Origin of the sequence: Edwardsiella tarda ATCC 15947 = NBRC 105688, assembly GCF_003113495.2 — a bacterium.
Taxonomy (GTDB): domain Bacteria; phylum Pseudomonadota; class Gammaproteobacteria; order Enterobacterales; family Enterobacteriaceae; genus Edwardsiella; species Edwardsiella tarda.
This window is the reverse complement of record NZ_CP084506.1, coordinates 1,760,159-1,776,099: the sequence shown is the minus strand read 5'-3', so window position 1 is coordinate 1,776,099 and position 15,941 is coordinate 1,760,159. Positions and strand designations below refer to the sequence as shown.

The following is a 15,941-nucleotide window of genomic DNA, read 5'->3' as shown; positions in this document are numbered from 1 at the left end:
CATGCTACGTCGCACACGAGCATTAGCGAGACTTATACAATCTGGCGCTAACCTAACGGCTCACCGCTGCCGTTTGCCTCGCTCTCCTGCTGGGCAACGTAGCCGATGCGATCAAATTAGCTTTGCCCCTCATGGTCGAAGAAACAATTACTCCGAGTAATTAACGCGCCACGATGAATTATCGCGCTTATTTTTTCGCCGCTATTTACAGTGAAATATCCGTAATTATTTGCGCTTTCACCAAGTAACCGTTTGCGTGCTATGGCATAATCAGCAGTATTCTCCGCCTAGGCGTATAATCACTGGCGCGCAGCCTCTCCCGCCTTGCGGCCAGTGGTCGGCAGCGCCTGGGTTTACACTGTCTCTATAAAGGATTACGACACGCTATGACATCTCGCTGCGAAACGATGCCCACCCACCAACCCGCGTTGCAGCCGATCGCCGCCATCGCCAAGCGGATAGGCATCTCTCCGGAGGCGCTCATTCCCTATGGCCCCTATGCGGCCAAGGTTGATCTGCGCCGTATCGCCCACCGCGCACCGCGCGGCAAGCTGGTCCTGGTCTCCAGTATTACCCCGACGCCATTGGGTGAAGGTAAAACCGTTACCACCCTCGGTCTGAGCCAAGGGCTAAACCACCTAGGCCACCCCGCCATCGCCTGTATCCGCCAGCCCAGCCTGGGGCCAGTCTTTGGCGTCAAGGGCGGTGCCGCCGGTGGTGGGGCCTCGCAGGTACTGCCGATGGAGCAGCTCAACCTGCATCTGACCGGGGACATTCACGCCATCAGCGCGGCCCATAACTTGGCCGCCGCCGCACTCGATGCGCGCCTCTTCCACGAGCAACGACTCGGCGACGAATTTACGGCACAGAGCGGGTTGGCTCGACTGGATATCGATCCACAACGCATCGTCTGGAAGCGTGTCATGGATCATAACGATCGCGCGCTACGCAGCATCGAGGTCGGCGTGGGTGGCGGTAACAACGGGGTGCCTCGCCACGACGGCTTTGACATCAGCGCCGCCTCGGAGCTGATGGCTATTCTGGCCCTCTCCGAAAGCCTGGCCGATATGCGGGCGCGTATCGGTAAGGTGATCCTCGCCTATTCGACCCAAGGGCAAGCGATCACCGCCGACGATCTGCAAGTCGCCGGGGCCATGACGGTGGTGATGAAAGAAGCGATTCACCCGACGCTGATGCAGAGCAGCGAGCAGACCCCAGTACTGATCCATGCCGGGCCGTTCGCCAACATCGCCCACGGCAACTCATCGGTATTAGCCGATCGCCTGGCGTTACAGTTGGCCGACTATGTGGTCACCGAGGCGGGTTTCGGCTCCGACATGGGGATGGAGAAGTTCTTCAATATCAAATACCGCCAGTCGGGGATCGCCCCCTCCTGCGTGGTGCTGGTCGCCACCCTGCGTAGCCTGAAGGCCAATAGCGGGCGTTTCAATATGAAGCCAGGTCAGGCCTTGCCGGAAGAGGTGAAACAACCGAATGCCGATCTGCTGCGACTCGGCTGTGAGAATCTGGGTTGGCATATCGCTAACGCTCGTCGCTATGGTTTACCCGTGGTGATCGCCGTCAACCGCTGGCCGGAGGATAGCGCGCAGGAGTTAGCCATCCTGCGTGACTATGCACTCAGTGCCGGCGCCTTTGGCGTCGAGTTCAGCGAGGCCTTCGCCCGCGGTGGTGAGGGTGCGGCGCGTCTGGCCGCCTGTGTCACCGACGCCTGCAGTCAGCCGGGTCAGGTGACACTGCTCTATCCGGATGATCTCCCGCTGGCCGATAAGTTGCAGACCCTCGCCCGCAGCTACGGCGCTAGCCAAGTCGAACTCACGGAACAGGCGCAACAAGAGTTGGCGGCGCTGGAGCAGGCGGGCTTCGGCCACTTGCCGCTGTGCATGGCCAAGACGCCGTTATCGATCAGCGCCGATCCGGCATTGAAGAATGTCCCGCGTGACTTTACGCTGCCGGTACGTAGCCTGCAGGTCTCCGCCGGGGCGGGCTTTATTCGCGTCTATGCCGGCAACATTATGACCATGCCGGGGCTGAGCACACGGCCAGCCTATCTCCACATCGATATCGATCAGGACGGTAATACCGTCGGCCTCAGTTAAACCGACGACCCGATCTCTGCACCCAGTGGCGCCGGGATCGGGTATACTGCCCGCCATCCGTTTTTTACTCGGTACTTTACCTTATGAAAACTGACCGCATCGGCGGCTGGCTGTTTGCCCCCTTGGCGTATATGCTGCTCTCTCTCCTCTCCTCCAGCCTAATGCTGGTTCTCTTCATCATGGCCTTGCTACAGCATGGCGCCGGCCAACGGATCTGGACATTAGGTGGGGTCTTCTTCACACAGTGGGGATTCTCGCTGATGATCACCGCCGCCGTCTGGGGATTCTCCCTGTATGTGCTGCGTCTGTTCTTTAAGCGCTCATGCCGCTTTCCCAAGCTGTTTATCGTTTGGCTGCTGGTGATGTTGCTGCTGGCGCTGAAATCCTTCGCCTTCTCGCCGGTCAGCGACGCCGTCGCGCTACGCGGTATCATCATGCCGCTCCTTGCCGCCGCGATCTTCGTACCCTATATCAAGCGCTCGGCACGCGTACGCCAGACATTTATCGAGCCGTAGACGCTTTTTCGGCCATCCTGGCCCGCTACAACGGGGGGAATTTGCGCAAATCGTAATAACCCCACGTTTCATCTGTTGTCGTCGGCCGGTTAAACCCCGATAATACAGCGGTTTTATCTTCCGGCTGATCTTTCTGCATTGTAGGTTTTGTGTGATGACCGATTACCTGTTGTTGCTGGTCGGCACCGTCCTGGTCAATAACTTCGTCTTAGTTAAATTTCTCGGCCTCTGCCCCTTCATGGGGGTATCGAAAAAACTTGAGACGGCGATGGGCATGGGGCTGGCAACCACCTTTGTACTCACCTTGGCGTCTGTCTGCGCCTGGGCCGTCAACCAGTTTATCTTGGTTCCGCTAGGTCTGGCCTATCTGCGCACACTGACCTTTATCCTGGTCATCGCGGTGGTGGTACAATTCACCGAGTTGGCGGTACGTAAGACCAGCCCGGTGCTGTATCGCCTATTGGGCATCTTTTTACCGTTGATCACCACCAACTGCGCGGTGCTCGGCGTGGCGTTGCTCAACGTCAATCAGTCGCACAACTTCTTGCAGTCGGCGGTGTACGGCTTCAGTGCCGCCGCCGGTTTCTCGTTGGTGATGGTGCTGTTCGCCGCCATCCGCGAACGGTTGGCATTGGCCGACGTTCCGGCGCCGTTTCGTGGATCGTCCATTGCCCTCATCACCGCCGGGCTGATGTCTCTTGCCTTTATGGGCTTTAGCGGATTGGTGAAATTCTAATGTCTTCATTGTGGATAGCGATAGCCGCCGTCAGCGCCATCGCGCTGCTATCCGGCTTAATCCTGGGCTTTGCCGCCCGCCGTTTTCAGGTGGAGGCTGACCCGATCGTCGAACGTATCGATGCCCTCCTGCCACAGAGCCAATGCGGCCAGTGTGGCTACCCGGGGTGCCGCCCCTACGCCGAGGCGATCGCCGAGGGCGAGAAGATCAATCGTTGCGCACCGGGCGGTGAGACGGTGATGCGTAATATCGCCGCCCTGCTGGCCGTCGATCCACAACCGCTGGAGGGGGAAGCCGCCCAGGCGACACCGCAGCGCCAGGTGGCGATCATCGATGAGCACAACTGCATCGGCTGTACCAAATGCATTCAAGCCTGCCCTGTCGATGCCATCGTCGGTGCGACGCGCGCGGTGCATACCGTTATCAGCGCACAATGCACCGGTTGCGGCCTGTGCCTGTCTCCCTGCCCGACGGAGTGCATCCAACTGATCCCCGTGCGTAACTCTACCGCCAACTGGAAGTGGGATTTGCACACCATTCCCGTACAAATCCTGGAAGTTGAACGCCATGTTTAAGCTGTTCGCCGCGCTGCGCAAAGAGAAACTATGGGACTTTAAGGGCGGGATCCATCCGCCGGAGATGAAGCAGATCTCCAGCGAGGTTCCCCTGCGCCGCATTCCATTGCCCAATTTGCTGATTATTCCGTTACAGCAACACCTCGGACCGGAAGGCGATCTCCTGGTCAAGGTGGGCGAACAAGTACTGAAGGGGCAAGCGCTGACGCGCGGCAACGGGCGCACTCTCCCGGTGCATGCCTCAACATCAGGCACCATCAGCGCCATCTCACAACAGGTCACCGCCCACCCCTCTGGCCTCACCGAGTTGTGCATCAGCCTGATCCCGGATCACCAGGAGCGCTGGGCCGAGCGTAAAGCGCTACCCGATTACCAGGCACTCAGCCCACAGGCGTTGATCGAACATATTCACCAGGCCGGGATCGCCGGGCTCGGTGGCGCCGGTTTCCCGACGGCCGCCAAGTTGCGGGGCGGTGCGGACTGCGTCAATACGCTGATCATTAATGCCGCCGAATGTGAACCTTATATCACCGCCGACGATCGTCTCATGCGTGAACATGCCGATGAGATCGTCGCAGGCTGCGCCATCCTACAGCACATCCTGGCGCCGGAGCGGATACTGATCGGTATCGAAGACAACAAACCGCAAGCCATCGCCGCGCTACGCCAGGCGTTACAGTGTCACACGCAGATTCATCTGCGTGTGATCCCGACCAAGTATCCCTCCGGCGGCGCCAAACAGTTAATCAAGATCCTCACCGGGATGGAGGTGCCCTATGGCCATCACTCCTCATCGATCGGTGTCTTGATGCAAAACGTGGCGACGGTCTATGCCATCAAGCGCGCCGTCATCGATGGCGAGCCTCTGATTGAGCGCATCGTCACCCTGACCGGCGAGCAGATGCATCGCCCCGGTAATGTGTGGGCGCCACTGGGGACACCGGTCAAACATCTACTGCAACACGGCGGTTTTATCGCTCAAGATAAACACCCGATGGTCATCATGGGCGGCCCGTTGATGGGCTTTACCCTCTCCCGCCTCGGCGTGCCGGTCGTCAAGATCACGAACTGTATTCTGGCGCCTTCGCGTGACGAATTTAGTGCGCCGCAAGAGGAGCAACCCTGTATTCGCTGCAGCAGCTGCGCCGATGTCTGCCCCGTCCGCCTGTTACCTCAGCAGCTTTATTGGTATAGCCGCGGCCAGGAGCATGACAAGGCGCGCAGCCATCACCTACAAGAGTGCATCGAATGTGGCGCCTGCGCCTATGTCTGCCCGAGTAATATCCCCTTAGTACAATATTACCGCCGAGAGAAGGCCGAGATCCGCGCCTTGGACGACGAGGCACGCCGAGCCGCCGAAGCGAAGGCACGCTTCGAAGCGCGCCTCGCCCGCTTGGAGCGGGAGAAGGCCGCGCGCCAGCAACGTCACCAGCAGGCTGCCGTCAGCGTCAGTCACAGCGATCAGGCTACCATTCAAGCCGCCTTACAGCGCATCAATCTCAAGAAAACCCAGGCAGAGAACGTGGCCAGCGAGGCCCCGAACGATGCTCGCCAGGCTGCCTTGGCCGCCGCTATCGCTCGCGCCAAGGCCAAACAGGCTGGGGCCACACCGGCCCCGTCGAGCGCTGATCACACCGACGCCGCGCCAGCGCCACAGGACGATCCGCGTAAGGCGGCCATCGCCGCCGCTATCGCCCGCGCCAAGGCGAAACAGGCTGGGGCCACACCGGCCCCGTCGAGCGCTGACCACGCCGACGCCACGCCAGCGCCACAGGACGATCCGCGCAAGGCGGCCATCGCCGCCGCTATCGCTCGCGCCAAGGCCAAACAGGCTGGGACCACACCGGCCCCGTCGAGCGCTGACCACGCCGACGCCGCGCCAGCGCCACAGGACGATCCGCGCAAGGCGGCCATCTCCGCCGCTATCGCTCGCGCCAAAGCCAAACAGGCTGGGGCCACACCAGCCCCGTCGAGCGCTGACCACGCCGACGCCGCGCCAGCGCCACAGGACGATCCGCGCAAGGCGGCCATCGCCGCCGCTATCGCTCGCGCCAAGGCCAAACAGGCTGGGGCCACACCAGCCCCGTCGAGCGCTGACCACGCCGACGCCGCGCCAGCGCCACAGGACGATCCGCGCAAGGCGGCCATCGCCGCCGCTATCGCTCGCGCCAAGGCCAAACAGGCTGAGACCACACGGAGTAGCAGCGTCAGCGACACCCCGACGGATCACGCACCTTCGCCAGCCGCCGCCCGTGTACAGGCTGCCTATGGTGAGGTACATCCCGCAACGGAGCCCCTACGTCAGGAAACGGATGACCCGGCACGTCAGGCAGCCATCGCCACGGCAATCGCCCGGGTTAAGGCCCGCCAGGCATTGAGCGCCGAAGACGCCCCCGCCACACCGGCATCATCATCACCGACGGAAGCCCAAAAAGCCGCCGTCGCGGCCGCCATCGCCCGAATTAAGGCGAAGCAGTCATCCGCAGCAGCCAGCGAGGAATAAATGGCCTTCAGAATCGCCAGTTCACCCTTTACCCATAATCGCCAGAATACGGCGCGCATCATGTTCTGGGTCGTGGCCGCCGCCCTACCCGGCATCGTGGCGCAAATCTACTTTTTTGGTTACGGCACGCTGATCCAACTCACGTTGGCCATCCTCACCGCCTGCCTCTGTGAGGCGCTGGTATTACGCCTGCGGCGTCGCCCGCTCGCCACGCTCGGTGACAACTCCGCGTTGCTAACCGGTCTACTACTCGGCATTAGTCTGCCGCCCCTCGCTCCGTGGTGGCTGGTGGTACTGGGCAGCGCCTTCGCCATCATCGTCGCCAAGCAGTTGTATGGCGGCCTAGGACAGAATCCCTTTAACCCGGCGATGGTCGGTTACGTCATGCTGCTGATCGCCTTCCCGGTGCCGATGACCAGCTGGTTACCGCCGCAGAGCCTGCTGGCGCAACCGATCGACTTCGGCCTCGCCTTCGCGCAAATCTTCAGCGGCCATAGCAGCGAACTGCATGCGTTACTGGCTGTCGATGGCATCAGCTCCGCCACCCCGCTTGATAGCGTCAAGACCGGGCTGCGCAGTGGCCTGAACATGTCTACGATCTTCCAACAACCCATCTGGCAGAGTGAGTGGGCCGGGCTCGGCTGGCAGTGGATCAACGCCGGCTTCTTGCTCGGAGGCCTGTTACTCCTACTGCGTCGCGTCATCCACTGGCAGATCCCGCTGGGTTTCCTGGGCGCCATGGCGCTGTGCGCCGCTATCGGTCATAGCCTGGCACCGGGTAGCATCACCTCGCCGCTGATCACCCTGTTCTCCGGCGCCACCATGCTGGGTGCCTTCTTTATCGCCACCGATCCGGTCACCGCCTCCACCACGCCGCGTGGACGCCTGATCTTCGGCTTGTTATGCGGCCTGTTAGTCTGGTTGATCCGCACCTATGGCGGCTACCCTGACGGCGTGGCCTTCGCCGTGCTACTGGCCAATATCTGCGTTCCGCTGATCGATCACTACACCCAGCCACGCGTCTATGGCCATCGCTAAGGAGCCGCCATGCTAACCACTATGCGCCGCCACGGCATCCGCCTGGCCCTGTTCGCGGTACTCGCCACCGCCCTGACCGCCGTCGTCCACCAGTTGACGAGCCGCACCATCGCCCAACAGGCGGCACGGCAACAGCAACAACTGTTCGACCAGGTGATCGCGCCCGCCGACTACGATAACGATTTGCAGGGGAGCTGCCGCCTGATCCGCGACGCCCGGCTCGGTGACGATCAGCCTCATCGCCTCTATCTGGCACAGCGCCAAGGGCAGCCCGTCGCCGCTCTGGTCGAGGCCACCGCCCCCGACGGTTACGCTGGCGCCATTCGTCTCTTGGTCGGTACCGATTTTGCCGGTAAGGTCCTCGGTGTACGCGTCATCGAGCAGCATGAAACACCAGGACTCGGCGATAAGATCGAACGCCGCGTCTCCGATTGGATCGACAGCTTCCGCAATAAAGTGGTACATGGTGCCGCCGATCCGACGTTCCGGGTGAAAAAAGATGGCGGGGAGTTCGACCAATTCACCGGCGCCACCATCACCCCACGCGCGGTGGTCAATGCCGTGCGCCGTTCGACCCTGGTGATCCAGGATAGCCGTCCTCAGTTGGCGAGCCTGCCCGCCTGTGGAGAAAGAGAATGAGTGAAGCGAAAAATCTGCTGATCAATGGGCTATGGAAGAATAACTCGGCCTTAGTGCAACTACTTGGTCTGTGTCCACTGCTGGCCGTCTCCTCGACCGCGACCAATGCTCTGGGACTCGGACTGGCGACCACGTTAGTACTGGTATTGACCAATAGCGCCGTCTCGGCGTTGCGCCGCTGGGTGCCGACCGAGATCCGCATACCCATCTACGTCATGATCATCGCCTCGGTGGTCAGCGCGGTACAGATGCTAATCAATGCCTACGCCTTCGGCCTCTATCAATCGTTGGGGATCTTCATTCCCTTGATCGTCACCAACTGTATCGTTATCGGCCGAGCCGAAGCTTACGCCGCCCACAATCCGGTTGGCCTGGCGGCGCTGGATGGATTGGCGACCGGGTTAGGTGCCAGCGCCGCCTTGCTCGTCTTGGGTGCCCTGCGCGAGATCTTGGGTAATGGCACCCTATTCGATGGTGCCGATCAGTTACTCGGCCCTTGGGCCAGTGCGCTACGCATGCAACTCTTCCATAGCGATACCCCGTTCCTACTGGCTATTTTGCCACCGGGCGCATTCCTTGGCCTTGGATTTATGCTGGCGGGCAAATATGTTATCGATCAGAAGATGCGTAGCCGTCAGGCGCTGCGCGCCGCCCAACACACCCGTCGCACCGAGCTAAGCGATACGGCAGCGTCAAACCATGAGCAGGCATAATGAATCAGGCAAAACGTATTGAGATCCTGCGGCGGTTGCAAGCCGCCAACCCACAACCTACCACCGAATTACGCTACGCCTCACCGTTCGAGTTGTTGATTGCCGTACTGCTATCGGCTCAGGCGACCGACGTCAGCGTCAACAAGGCAACCGCGACCCTCTTCCCGCTCGCCAATACCCCGCAGGCCTTGTTAGATCTCGGTGTCGAGGGTATCAAACAGCATATTAAGACCATCGGCTTGTATAACAGCAAGGCCGAAAATATCGTCAAGACCTGCCGCCTGCTGCTGGATTTGCATGGCGGTGAGGTCCCGGAAGATCGTCAAGCCCTGGAAGCCTTGCCCGGCGTTGGGCGCAAAACGGCCAATGTGGTGCTTAACACCGCCTTCGGTTGGCCGACCATCGCCGTCGATACGCATATCTTCCGCGTCTGCAACCGCACTCGCTTCGCCCCAGGTGACACGGTGAATGCCGTCGAGGAGAAGCTGCTCAAGGTGGTACCGGCGGAGTTCGCCCTTAACTGCCACCACTGGCTGATCCTACATGGGCGCTATACCTGCATCGCTCGTCGTCCACGCTGTGGCTCTTGCTTGATCGAGGATCTGTGCGAGTACCGTGACAAGGTCTACCCTGAAGCGTAACACACCGCCCTGGCGCCAGAATGGCGCCTAGGCGCTACGCCGCGTACGACCAGCGCATTCTCGCGCGCCTGACTGTGATCGTTCCCGCCTTTTTACCTCTGCTCACCTCTCTGCACGAGCTCACTATTGACGCAAGCACTTTCGTTTTCATTATTTTGAACTAGATCACATTTAAGTGGTTAAATTTATTTCCCGAATGATAAACCATTGTTAGTTAATTGGATGATTTTGGAAAAATATCATTCTTTAGAAGAATGAAAGGCATTTTTAGCACTCAGCCAGACGATATCCCTATTTTTTAGCAAAATAGCAAAACATATAACGAAAAGCGTTTTGCATAGCAATTCGGCAAAATTTTACATCGCAAAACCCATTTTATGCGCGAGTTCCCTCTGATTAACATTTGTAACATTATCGGATTATTCCAGAAGCGGTTTATGTAACAGGATATTACAAAGGTATTGTCATCCCATAAAATATCGTGAAGAGTACCTCTCTTCTCGTCACGTATAACAATGTAAATAGTGTTTTTTTTAAACAACGCGCCGTGACTATTACCCGCTACGTAGCGGGCATGAATAACCAGAGGTAACTTGTGTCAAACGCAAACAACAACCCCGAAATTAGCCTAAACGCTTTTAAGCAACCCCGAGCCTTCTATCTCATCTTCTCCATCGAGTTATGGGAACGTTTCGGTTACTACGGCCTACAAGGCATCATGGCCGTCTACCTGGTCAAGATGCTCGGCATGACCGAGGCCGACTCGATCACCTTATTCTCGTCCTTCAGCGCCCTGGTATATGGCTTCGTCGCCATCGGTGGCTGGTTGGGTGACAAAGTCCTCGGCGCCAAACGCGTCATCATGCTCGGCGCCCTGGTCTTAGCCATCGGTTATGCCTTCGTCGCCTACTCCGGCCATGACTTATCACTGGTCTACGTGGGGATGGCGACCATTGCGGTCGGTAATGGCCTGTTTAAGGCTAACCCTTCCTCTCTGCTCTCGACCTGCTATGAGAAGAATGACCCGCGTTTAGACGGCGCCTTCACCATGTACTATATGTCGGTGAATATCGGCTCCTTCTTCTCTATGCTGGCCACCCCGTGGTTGGCCGCCCGTTTCGGGTGGAGCGTTGCCTTCTCGCTGAGCGTGGTCGGTATGCTGATCACCTTGGTTAACTTTATGATGTGCCGCCGTTGGGTCAAGGATCAGGGGTCCAAGCCTGACTTTGCGCCGTTGCAAATGGGCAAACTGGTGATGACCCTGATCGGGGTCGTGATCCTGGTCGCTATCTCTACCTGGCTGCTGCATAACCAGACCATCGCTCGTTGGGCGCTGGCCATCATCTCTGCCTGCATCGTACTGATCTTCGCCAAAGAGACCTTCGCCCTGCAGGGTGGCGCTCGTCGTAAGATGATCGTCGCCTTCCTGCTGATGCTGGAAGCCGTGGTGTTCTTCGTACTGTATAGCCAGATGCCGACCTCGCTGAACTTCTTCGCTATCCATAACGTCGAGCACAGCATCTTCGGTATCGCCTTCGAGCCGGAGCAGTATCAGGCACTGAACCCGTTCTGGATCATGGTCGCCAGCCCGATCCTGGCTGCAATCTATAACAAGATGGGTGACCGTCTGCCGATGCCGCATAAATTCGCTATCGGTATGGTGCTGTGCTCCTGTGCCTTCCTGGTCCTGCCGTGGGGCGCCTCCTTCGCGAACGACGCGGGCATCGTCTCCGTTCATTGGCTGGTGTTGAGCTATGCCCTGCAGAGTATCGGCGAACTGATGATCTCCGGTCTGGGTCTGGCGATGGTGGCACAGCTGGTTCCGCAGCGCCTGATGGGCTTCATCATGGGGTCCTGGTTCCTGACCACCGCCGCCGCCGCGCTGATCGCCGGTAAGGTCGCCGCACTGACCGCCGTCCCGGGTGACGTCGCCGATCCGCACGCCTCGCTGGCCATCTATAGCCACGTCTTTATGCAGATCGGTATCGCCACCGCCGTGATCGCCGTGCTGATGATGCTGACCGCACCGAAACTGAATCGTATGACGCAGGGCGACTAATCATCCCCCAACGCTTCATCTAAGGCGCCCACTCGGGCGCCTTTTTTTTGCCCTACTCACGCCGTCTAACAAGAAATTCTACCGTTTGCACAGACAGCGCCGATCCGACTGACTACGCTAAGAGGATGTTCTTTCTTCCCACAGGAAACGTCCAAGGAGCGAGCGATGAAGTTATTCTATAAATCAGGGGCCTGTTCACTCTCGCCACATATTGTTCTACGCGAGGCGGGGTTAGACTTCACCATCGAAAGCGTCGATCTGGCCAATAAGCGCACCGAACATGGCGGTGACTATCTGCAAATCAACCCCAAAGGGCAGGTACCGGCATTACTGCTCGATGATGGCACTCTACTGACCGAAGGGGTCGCCATCGTGCAGTATCTGGCCGATCGCGTCCCCGATCGTAAGCTGATCCCCCCTGCAGAGACGATGGCGCGCTATCACGCCATCGAGTGGCTCAACTATATTGCCACCGAGCTCCACAAGGGATTTGGCCCATTATTCAACCCCCGTCTGTCGGACGAAAACAAAGCGGCGGCACGGGCCGGGCTGGAGAAACAGTTTCACTACCTCGATACGGCCCTCGGCGAACGCCCCTACCTACTCGGTCAGGACTTTAGCGTCGCCGATGCCTACCTGTTCACCATCCTCTGTTGGGCGAAGGCGATGCATTTCGATCTGAGCCAATGGCCGACGTTGGCCGCCTATATGGCGCGCATCGCCGCCCGTCCGGCGGTGGTGGCGACGCTGAGCGCCGAAGGATTGGCATAAGCCTAACGCCAAGCGATACCAGAAACGAAAAGGCCTCCCAACGGGAGGCCTAACACAGCGTGATCGGTCGCGCGACTTAGCCGTGCAATGCCCGCGCCGTATAATGATGTTGCGGTTGCGCGATGCGATCTTGCGCCGCCACCAGTTGGAGCTCATATTCCCCCATCGCCTGCGTGGTCAACATCACCTCGTAAACCGCGGCGGTCACATGCTCCAGTGCACTCTGCAACGACTCGCCTTTCAGGAGATTGACCAGTAGCAGGCCGCTGGTCAGATCGCCCACCCCAACCGGCTGACGCGCACCGAAGTCCACCAGCGGACGGGCGATATGCCAGGCCTCCTGAGCGGTGACCAGCAACATCTCGAAACGGTCGTGATCATAACCGGCATTATGCAGATGTTTGACCAGCACGATGCGCGGCCCGCGAGCGATCAGCTCACGCGAGGCGGCCAAGGCTTCATCGACACTGCTGATGCGGCGATCCGTCAGCGTCTCCAGTTCTAGCAGGTTAGGTGCCATGATGTCGCTACAGGCCACCGCCTGCTGGCAGAAAAACTCCGCGACGCCCGGCGCCACGATGCACCCCTTCTCCGGATGCCCCATCACTGGGTCGCAAAAATACCATGCTGCGGGGTTACTCTGTTTCACCTGACGGACGATCTGCAGGATATGCTCGCCCTGCTGCGGTGAACCGATGTAGCCGCTCAACACCGCGTCGCAGCGCTGAAGCTCCCCGATATCGGCAATCCCTTGCACAATCTCGGTCAAATGCGTCGCCGGCATCACGCTGCCGGTCCAGTGACCGTACTGAGTATGATTGGAGAACTGAACGGTATTCAGTGGCCAGACATTCGCCCCCATGCGACGCATCGGGAAAACGGCGGCACTGTTACCGGCGTGGCCAAACACCACGTGAGATTGTATGGAAAGGATATTCTTCATCGTATTTTTACTTATCTGCCCGGAGGCAGCCGTTGATTTGAGTGGGGGCCGTAGCCCCCTTTGCTGTGATTACTTCCAGCAGATCAGGCAATAGTTCTTCTTGCCACGACGCAGCAGCGTGTAGCGGCCGAACAGACGATCGCTGTCGCTGAAAGTGTATTCGGGATCGGCTTGTTTCTCGCCGTTAACGGTGACCGCATTGGAGGCGATGGTCTTACGCGCCTGGCCACGGGACGGTTGCAGCTCGGAGTCGACCAACGCCTGCTGGAGATCGGCGCCGATGCTCATTTCGATCATCGGCATGCCATCCTGTGCCAGTTGCGCGAAGTCGGCTTCGGTCATCTCGTTCAGGCTGCCCGAGAACAGGCTGTGAGTGATGCGTTGTGCCGCCTGCAAACCTTCCGCGCCATGCACCAGGCGTGTGACTTCTTCGGCCAGCACATACTGGGCACGCGGGGCCTTGCCACTGTTCTTATCTTCCTCTTCCAAGGCATCGATCGCCTCGAGGCTCATAAAAGTAAAGAACTTGAGGAAACGGTATACATCAGCATCGGAGGTGTTGATCCAGAACTGATAGAACTTGTACGGGCTGGTCTTCTTCGGATCCAGCCACACCGCCCCACCCTCGGTCTTGCCGAACTTGGTGCCGTCGGCCTTAGTGATCAACGGTACCGTCAGGCCCCACACTTGCTGTTGGTTCAGACGACGGGTCAAGTCGATACCGGAGGTGATGTTACCCCACTGGTCGGAGCCGCCGATCTGCAACTCGACGCCATGCATACGGTTCAGGCTGGCGAAGTCGTAGCCCTGCAACAAGTTATAGGAGAATTCGGTGAAGGAGATGCCGACATCGTCGCGATTCAGGCGCTGCTTAACCGCTTCCTTGTTAATCATCTGGTTAACGGAGAAGTGCTTACCGATGTCGCGCAGGAAGGTCAGCACATTCATGCCGCCAAACCAGTCGTAGTTATTGGCGGCGATGGCGCTGTTAGCCCCACAATCGAAATCCAGGAACGGTGCGACCTGGTGGCGGATCTTCTCGACCCAACCCTGTACCGTCTCTTCCGTATTCAGCTTACGCTCGCTCGCCTTGAAACTCGGGTCGCCGATCAGCCCTGTCGCCCCGCCGACCAACGCCACCGGCTTATGCCCGGCCAGTTGGAAGCGCTTCAGACACAGCAGGGGAACCAGATGGCCCAAATGCAAGCTGTCTGCGGTCGGATCGAATCCGCAATACAGTGCGATAGGCCCCTGCGCCAGTCGCTCTGCCAACGCCTCTTCGTCCGTAACCTGGGCCACGAGGCCCCGCTCTTGCAATTGTTTAATCAGGTTGCTGCTTGCCATTAATAACTCCATTAATTATACACACACCGTAATCCATGCCAGACGCTGCCGGCAGGCCGATGCCAGGGCGGATTATAAACGCTATAGGATAAAGCGCCGGGCGCCGTCACGCCAGCCTTTAACCGGGAAATTACGCCGCTAGGGCGCTAAGCGATCGATCTGCCAGCCATCCTCGGCGCGCTGGTACAGAAAACGGTCATGCAGGCGATTTTCTCGCCCCTGCCAGAACTCCATGCTGTCGATGGCTACGCGATATCCCCCCCAGAAACTGGGTAGTGGAACCTCGCCTTGTAAGAACTTCTGCTTCAGCTCGAGGAACTTGCCCTCCAGGATGCCGCGGGTCGAAATACGCGCCGACTGATGAGAGACCCAAGCGGCGATTTGACTATCCTTGGGACGGCTGTGGAAATATTTCATCACCTCCAAGGTGGAGAGACGACTGGCGCACCCGGTCACGCTGACCTGACGATCCAGCATGTGCCAGGGAAAGTGCAAACTGATACGAGGATTCGTCTCCAACTGCTGCGCCTTATTGCTGCCCAGGTTGGTATAGAACACCATCCCCTGCTCATCATAGTGTTTCAACAGGACGATACGCTGATGAGGCTGCCCCGACTTATCTACCGTCGCCACACACATGGCGGTGGGATCGGCAAGACGCGCGTCGCATGCCTGGCGCAGCCAACGCTCGAACAGATCCAGCGGATTGGCGGTTAAATCCTGGCGACGCAGGCCACCACGCATATACTCGCGGCGCAAGTCGGCAATATCAAACTCGTTGTTTTCACTCATATTCAACCTCCCGACAGCGTAACTATCTTTATTCTGCCCCTTGATCGTCACGATCTCAATCGTCGCCCATCGTGACGCCGGCGCATCCGGCCTCACCGCGTGTTATTTGCCTGACAAATGACACCGTCCCACACACTTATCAGGTGGATAAGGTATTTTATTCTATTGATTTATATAGAGATAAAAACACCGCCCTCCCGAAGGCCGGGAGGACGGTGACAGCGGAGGGGAAACTATAGGGACAGTACTGGCGCGGGCTGGAGGAGACAATCATTCACGATGATGTGACCATCGCGCTCCACAAAAGCCCCATCGCCCTTCGACCAGAAGGTATACTGCCCATCGCTGTAACGCACCCCCGATGCCGACACGGTTTGGCGCAGGGTCAGTGCCCGACCATCCAGTACCATGCGTACCTGGCGCTGGGCATTATCCTGTTGCACCGTCAATGGCAGGGTGCCACACCGGTAGTGCAAGGTCTGCGGCGCGCCCACGCCAAACAGCTGACAACCGCCGAGCAACAGCGCCGCGCCGACTAGCATCATAATACGCATC

At 58.9% G+C, this 15,941-nt stretch carries 15 protein-coding genes; 11 read left to right on the top strand and 4 right to left on the bottom strand.

The genetic code is table 11. The annotated features are described in order from the left end of the window. Positions 1-386: 386 nt before the first annotated feature. The 11 genes from DCL27_RS08265 (at position 387) to gstA (ending at position 12,307) form a co-directional block, all read left to right on the top strand. Positions 387-2,117: a formate--tetrahydrofolate ligase gene (locus tag DCL27_RS08265; protein ID WP_005293757.1), complete on the top strand. Its 1,731-nt coding sequence runs from the start codon at positions 387-389 to the stop codon at positions 2,115-2,117. Between the two features lie 83 nt (positions 2,118-2,200). Continuing rightward, positions 2,201-2,632, top strand: a complete 432-nt coding sequence (locus DCL27_RS08260) for a DUF2569 domain-containing protein (RefSeq protein ID WP_035598922.1) — start codon at positions 2,201-2,203, stop codon at positions 2,630-2,632. Positions 2,633-2,786: 154 nt separating this feature from the next. Beyond that, the gene (gene rsxA / locus DCL27_RS08255; protein ID WP_005286085.1) at positions 2,787-3,368 is read left to right on the top strand and encodes an electron transport complex subunit RsxA; all 582 of its coding nucleotides are present in this window, start codon (positions 2,787-2,789) and stop codon (positions 3,366-3,368) included. Then, on the top strand, positions 3,368-3,943 hold the full coding sequence (rsxB, locus tag DCL27_RS08250) for an electron transport complex subunit RsxB (RefSeq protein ID WP_005293761.1): 576 nt from the start codon (positions 3,368-3,370) through the stop codon (positions 3,941-3,943). Before rsxA ends, rsxB begins: the two co-directional genes overlap by 1 nt. Next, positions 3,936-6,446, top strand: a complete 2,511-nt coding sequence (rsxC, locus tag DCL27_RS08245) for an electron transport complex subunit RsxC (RefSeq protein ID WP_115377617.1) — start codon at positions 3,936-3,938, stop codon at positions 6,444-6,446. The genes rsxB and rsxC overlap by 8 nt, the downstream gene beginning before the upstream one ends. Beyond that, positions 6,447-7,484, top strand: a complete 1,038-nt coding sequence (gene rsxD / locus DCL27_RS08240) for an electron transport complex subunit RsxD (RefSeq protein WP_005286101.1) — start codon at positions 6,447-6,449, stop codon at positions 7,482-7,484. A 9-nt stretch (positions 7,485-7,493) separates the two neighbouring features. Then, positions 7,494-8,123, top strand: a complete 630-nt coding sequence (rsxG, locus tag DCL27_RS08235; protein ID WP_035600678.1) for an electron transport complex subunit RsxG — start codon at positions 7,494-7,496, stop codon at positions 8,121-8,123. Beyond that, entirely contained in the window at positions 8,120-8,836 is a 717-nt protein-coding gene (locus DCL27_RS08230; protein WP_005286106.1) for an electron transport complex subunit E, read from the top strand. The genes rsxG and DCL27_RS08230 overlap by 4 nt, the downstream gene beginning before the upstream one ends. Continuing rightward, positions 8,836-9,477: an endonuclease III gene (nth, locus tag DCL27_RS08225; protein WP_005286109.1), complete on the top strand. Its 642-nt coding sequence runs from the start codon at positions 8,836-8,838 to the stop codon at positions 9,475-9,477. Before DCL27_RS08230 ends, nth begins: the two co-directional genes overlap by 1 nt. 595 nt (positions 9,478-10,072) lie before the next feature. Further along, positions 10,073-11,536: a dipeptide/tripeptide permease DtpA gene (dtpA, locus tag DCL27_RS08220; RefSeq protein WP_035600675.1), complete on the top strand. Its 1,464-nt coding sequence runs from the start codon at positions 10,073-10,075 to the stop codon at positions 11,534-11,536. 165 nt (positions 11,537-11,701) lie between these two features. After that, positions 11,702-12,307, top strand: a complete 606-nt coding sequence (gstA, locus tag DCL27_RS08215) for a glutathione transferase GstA (RefSeq protein ID WP_005286120.1) — start codon at positions 11,702-11,704, stop codon at positions 12,305-12,307. A 76-nt stretch (positions 12,308-12,383) separates the two neighbouring features. Here gstA and pdxY read toward each other — a convergent pair whose 3' ends face one another. The 4 genes from pdxY to DCL27_RS08195 form a co-directional block, all read right to left on the bottom strand. After that, positions 12,384-13,250, bottom strand: coding sequence for a pyridoxal kinase PdxY (pdxY, locus tag DCL27_RS08210; protein ID WP_005286122.1), 867 nt, complete (start codon positions 13,248-13,250; stop codon positions 12,384-12,386). Between the two features lie 69 nt (positions 13,251-13,319). Then, positions 13,320-14,594, bottom strand: a complete 1,275-nt coding sequence (tyrS, locus tag DCL27_RS08205) for a tyrosine--tRNA ligase (protein WP_005294292.1) — start codon at positions 14,592-14,594, stop codon at positions 13,320-13,322. Between the two features lie 138 nt (positions 14,595-14,732). After that, entirely contained in the window at positions 14,733-15,386 is a 654-nt protein-coding gene (gene pdxH, locus DCL27_RS08200) for a pyridoxamine 5'-phosphate oxidase (RefSeq protein ID WP_005294291.1), read from the bottom strand. 233 nt (positions 15,387-15,619) lie between these two features. Further along, positions 15,620-15,940: an MliC family protein gene (locus DCL27_RS08195; RefSeq protein WP_005286135.1), complete on the bottom strand. Its 321-nt coding sequence runs from the start codon at positions 15,938-15,940 to the stop codon at positions 15,620-15,622. Position 15,941: the final 1 nt, after the last annotated feature.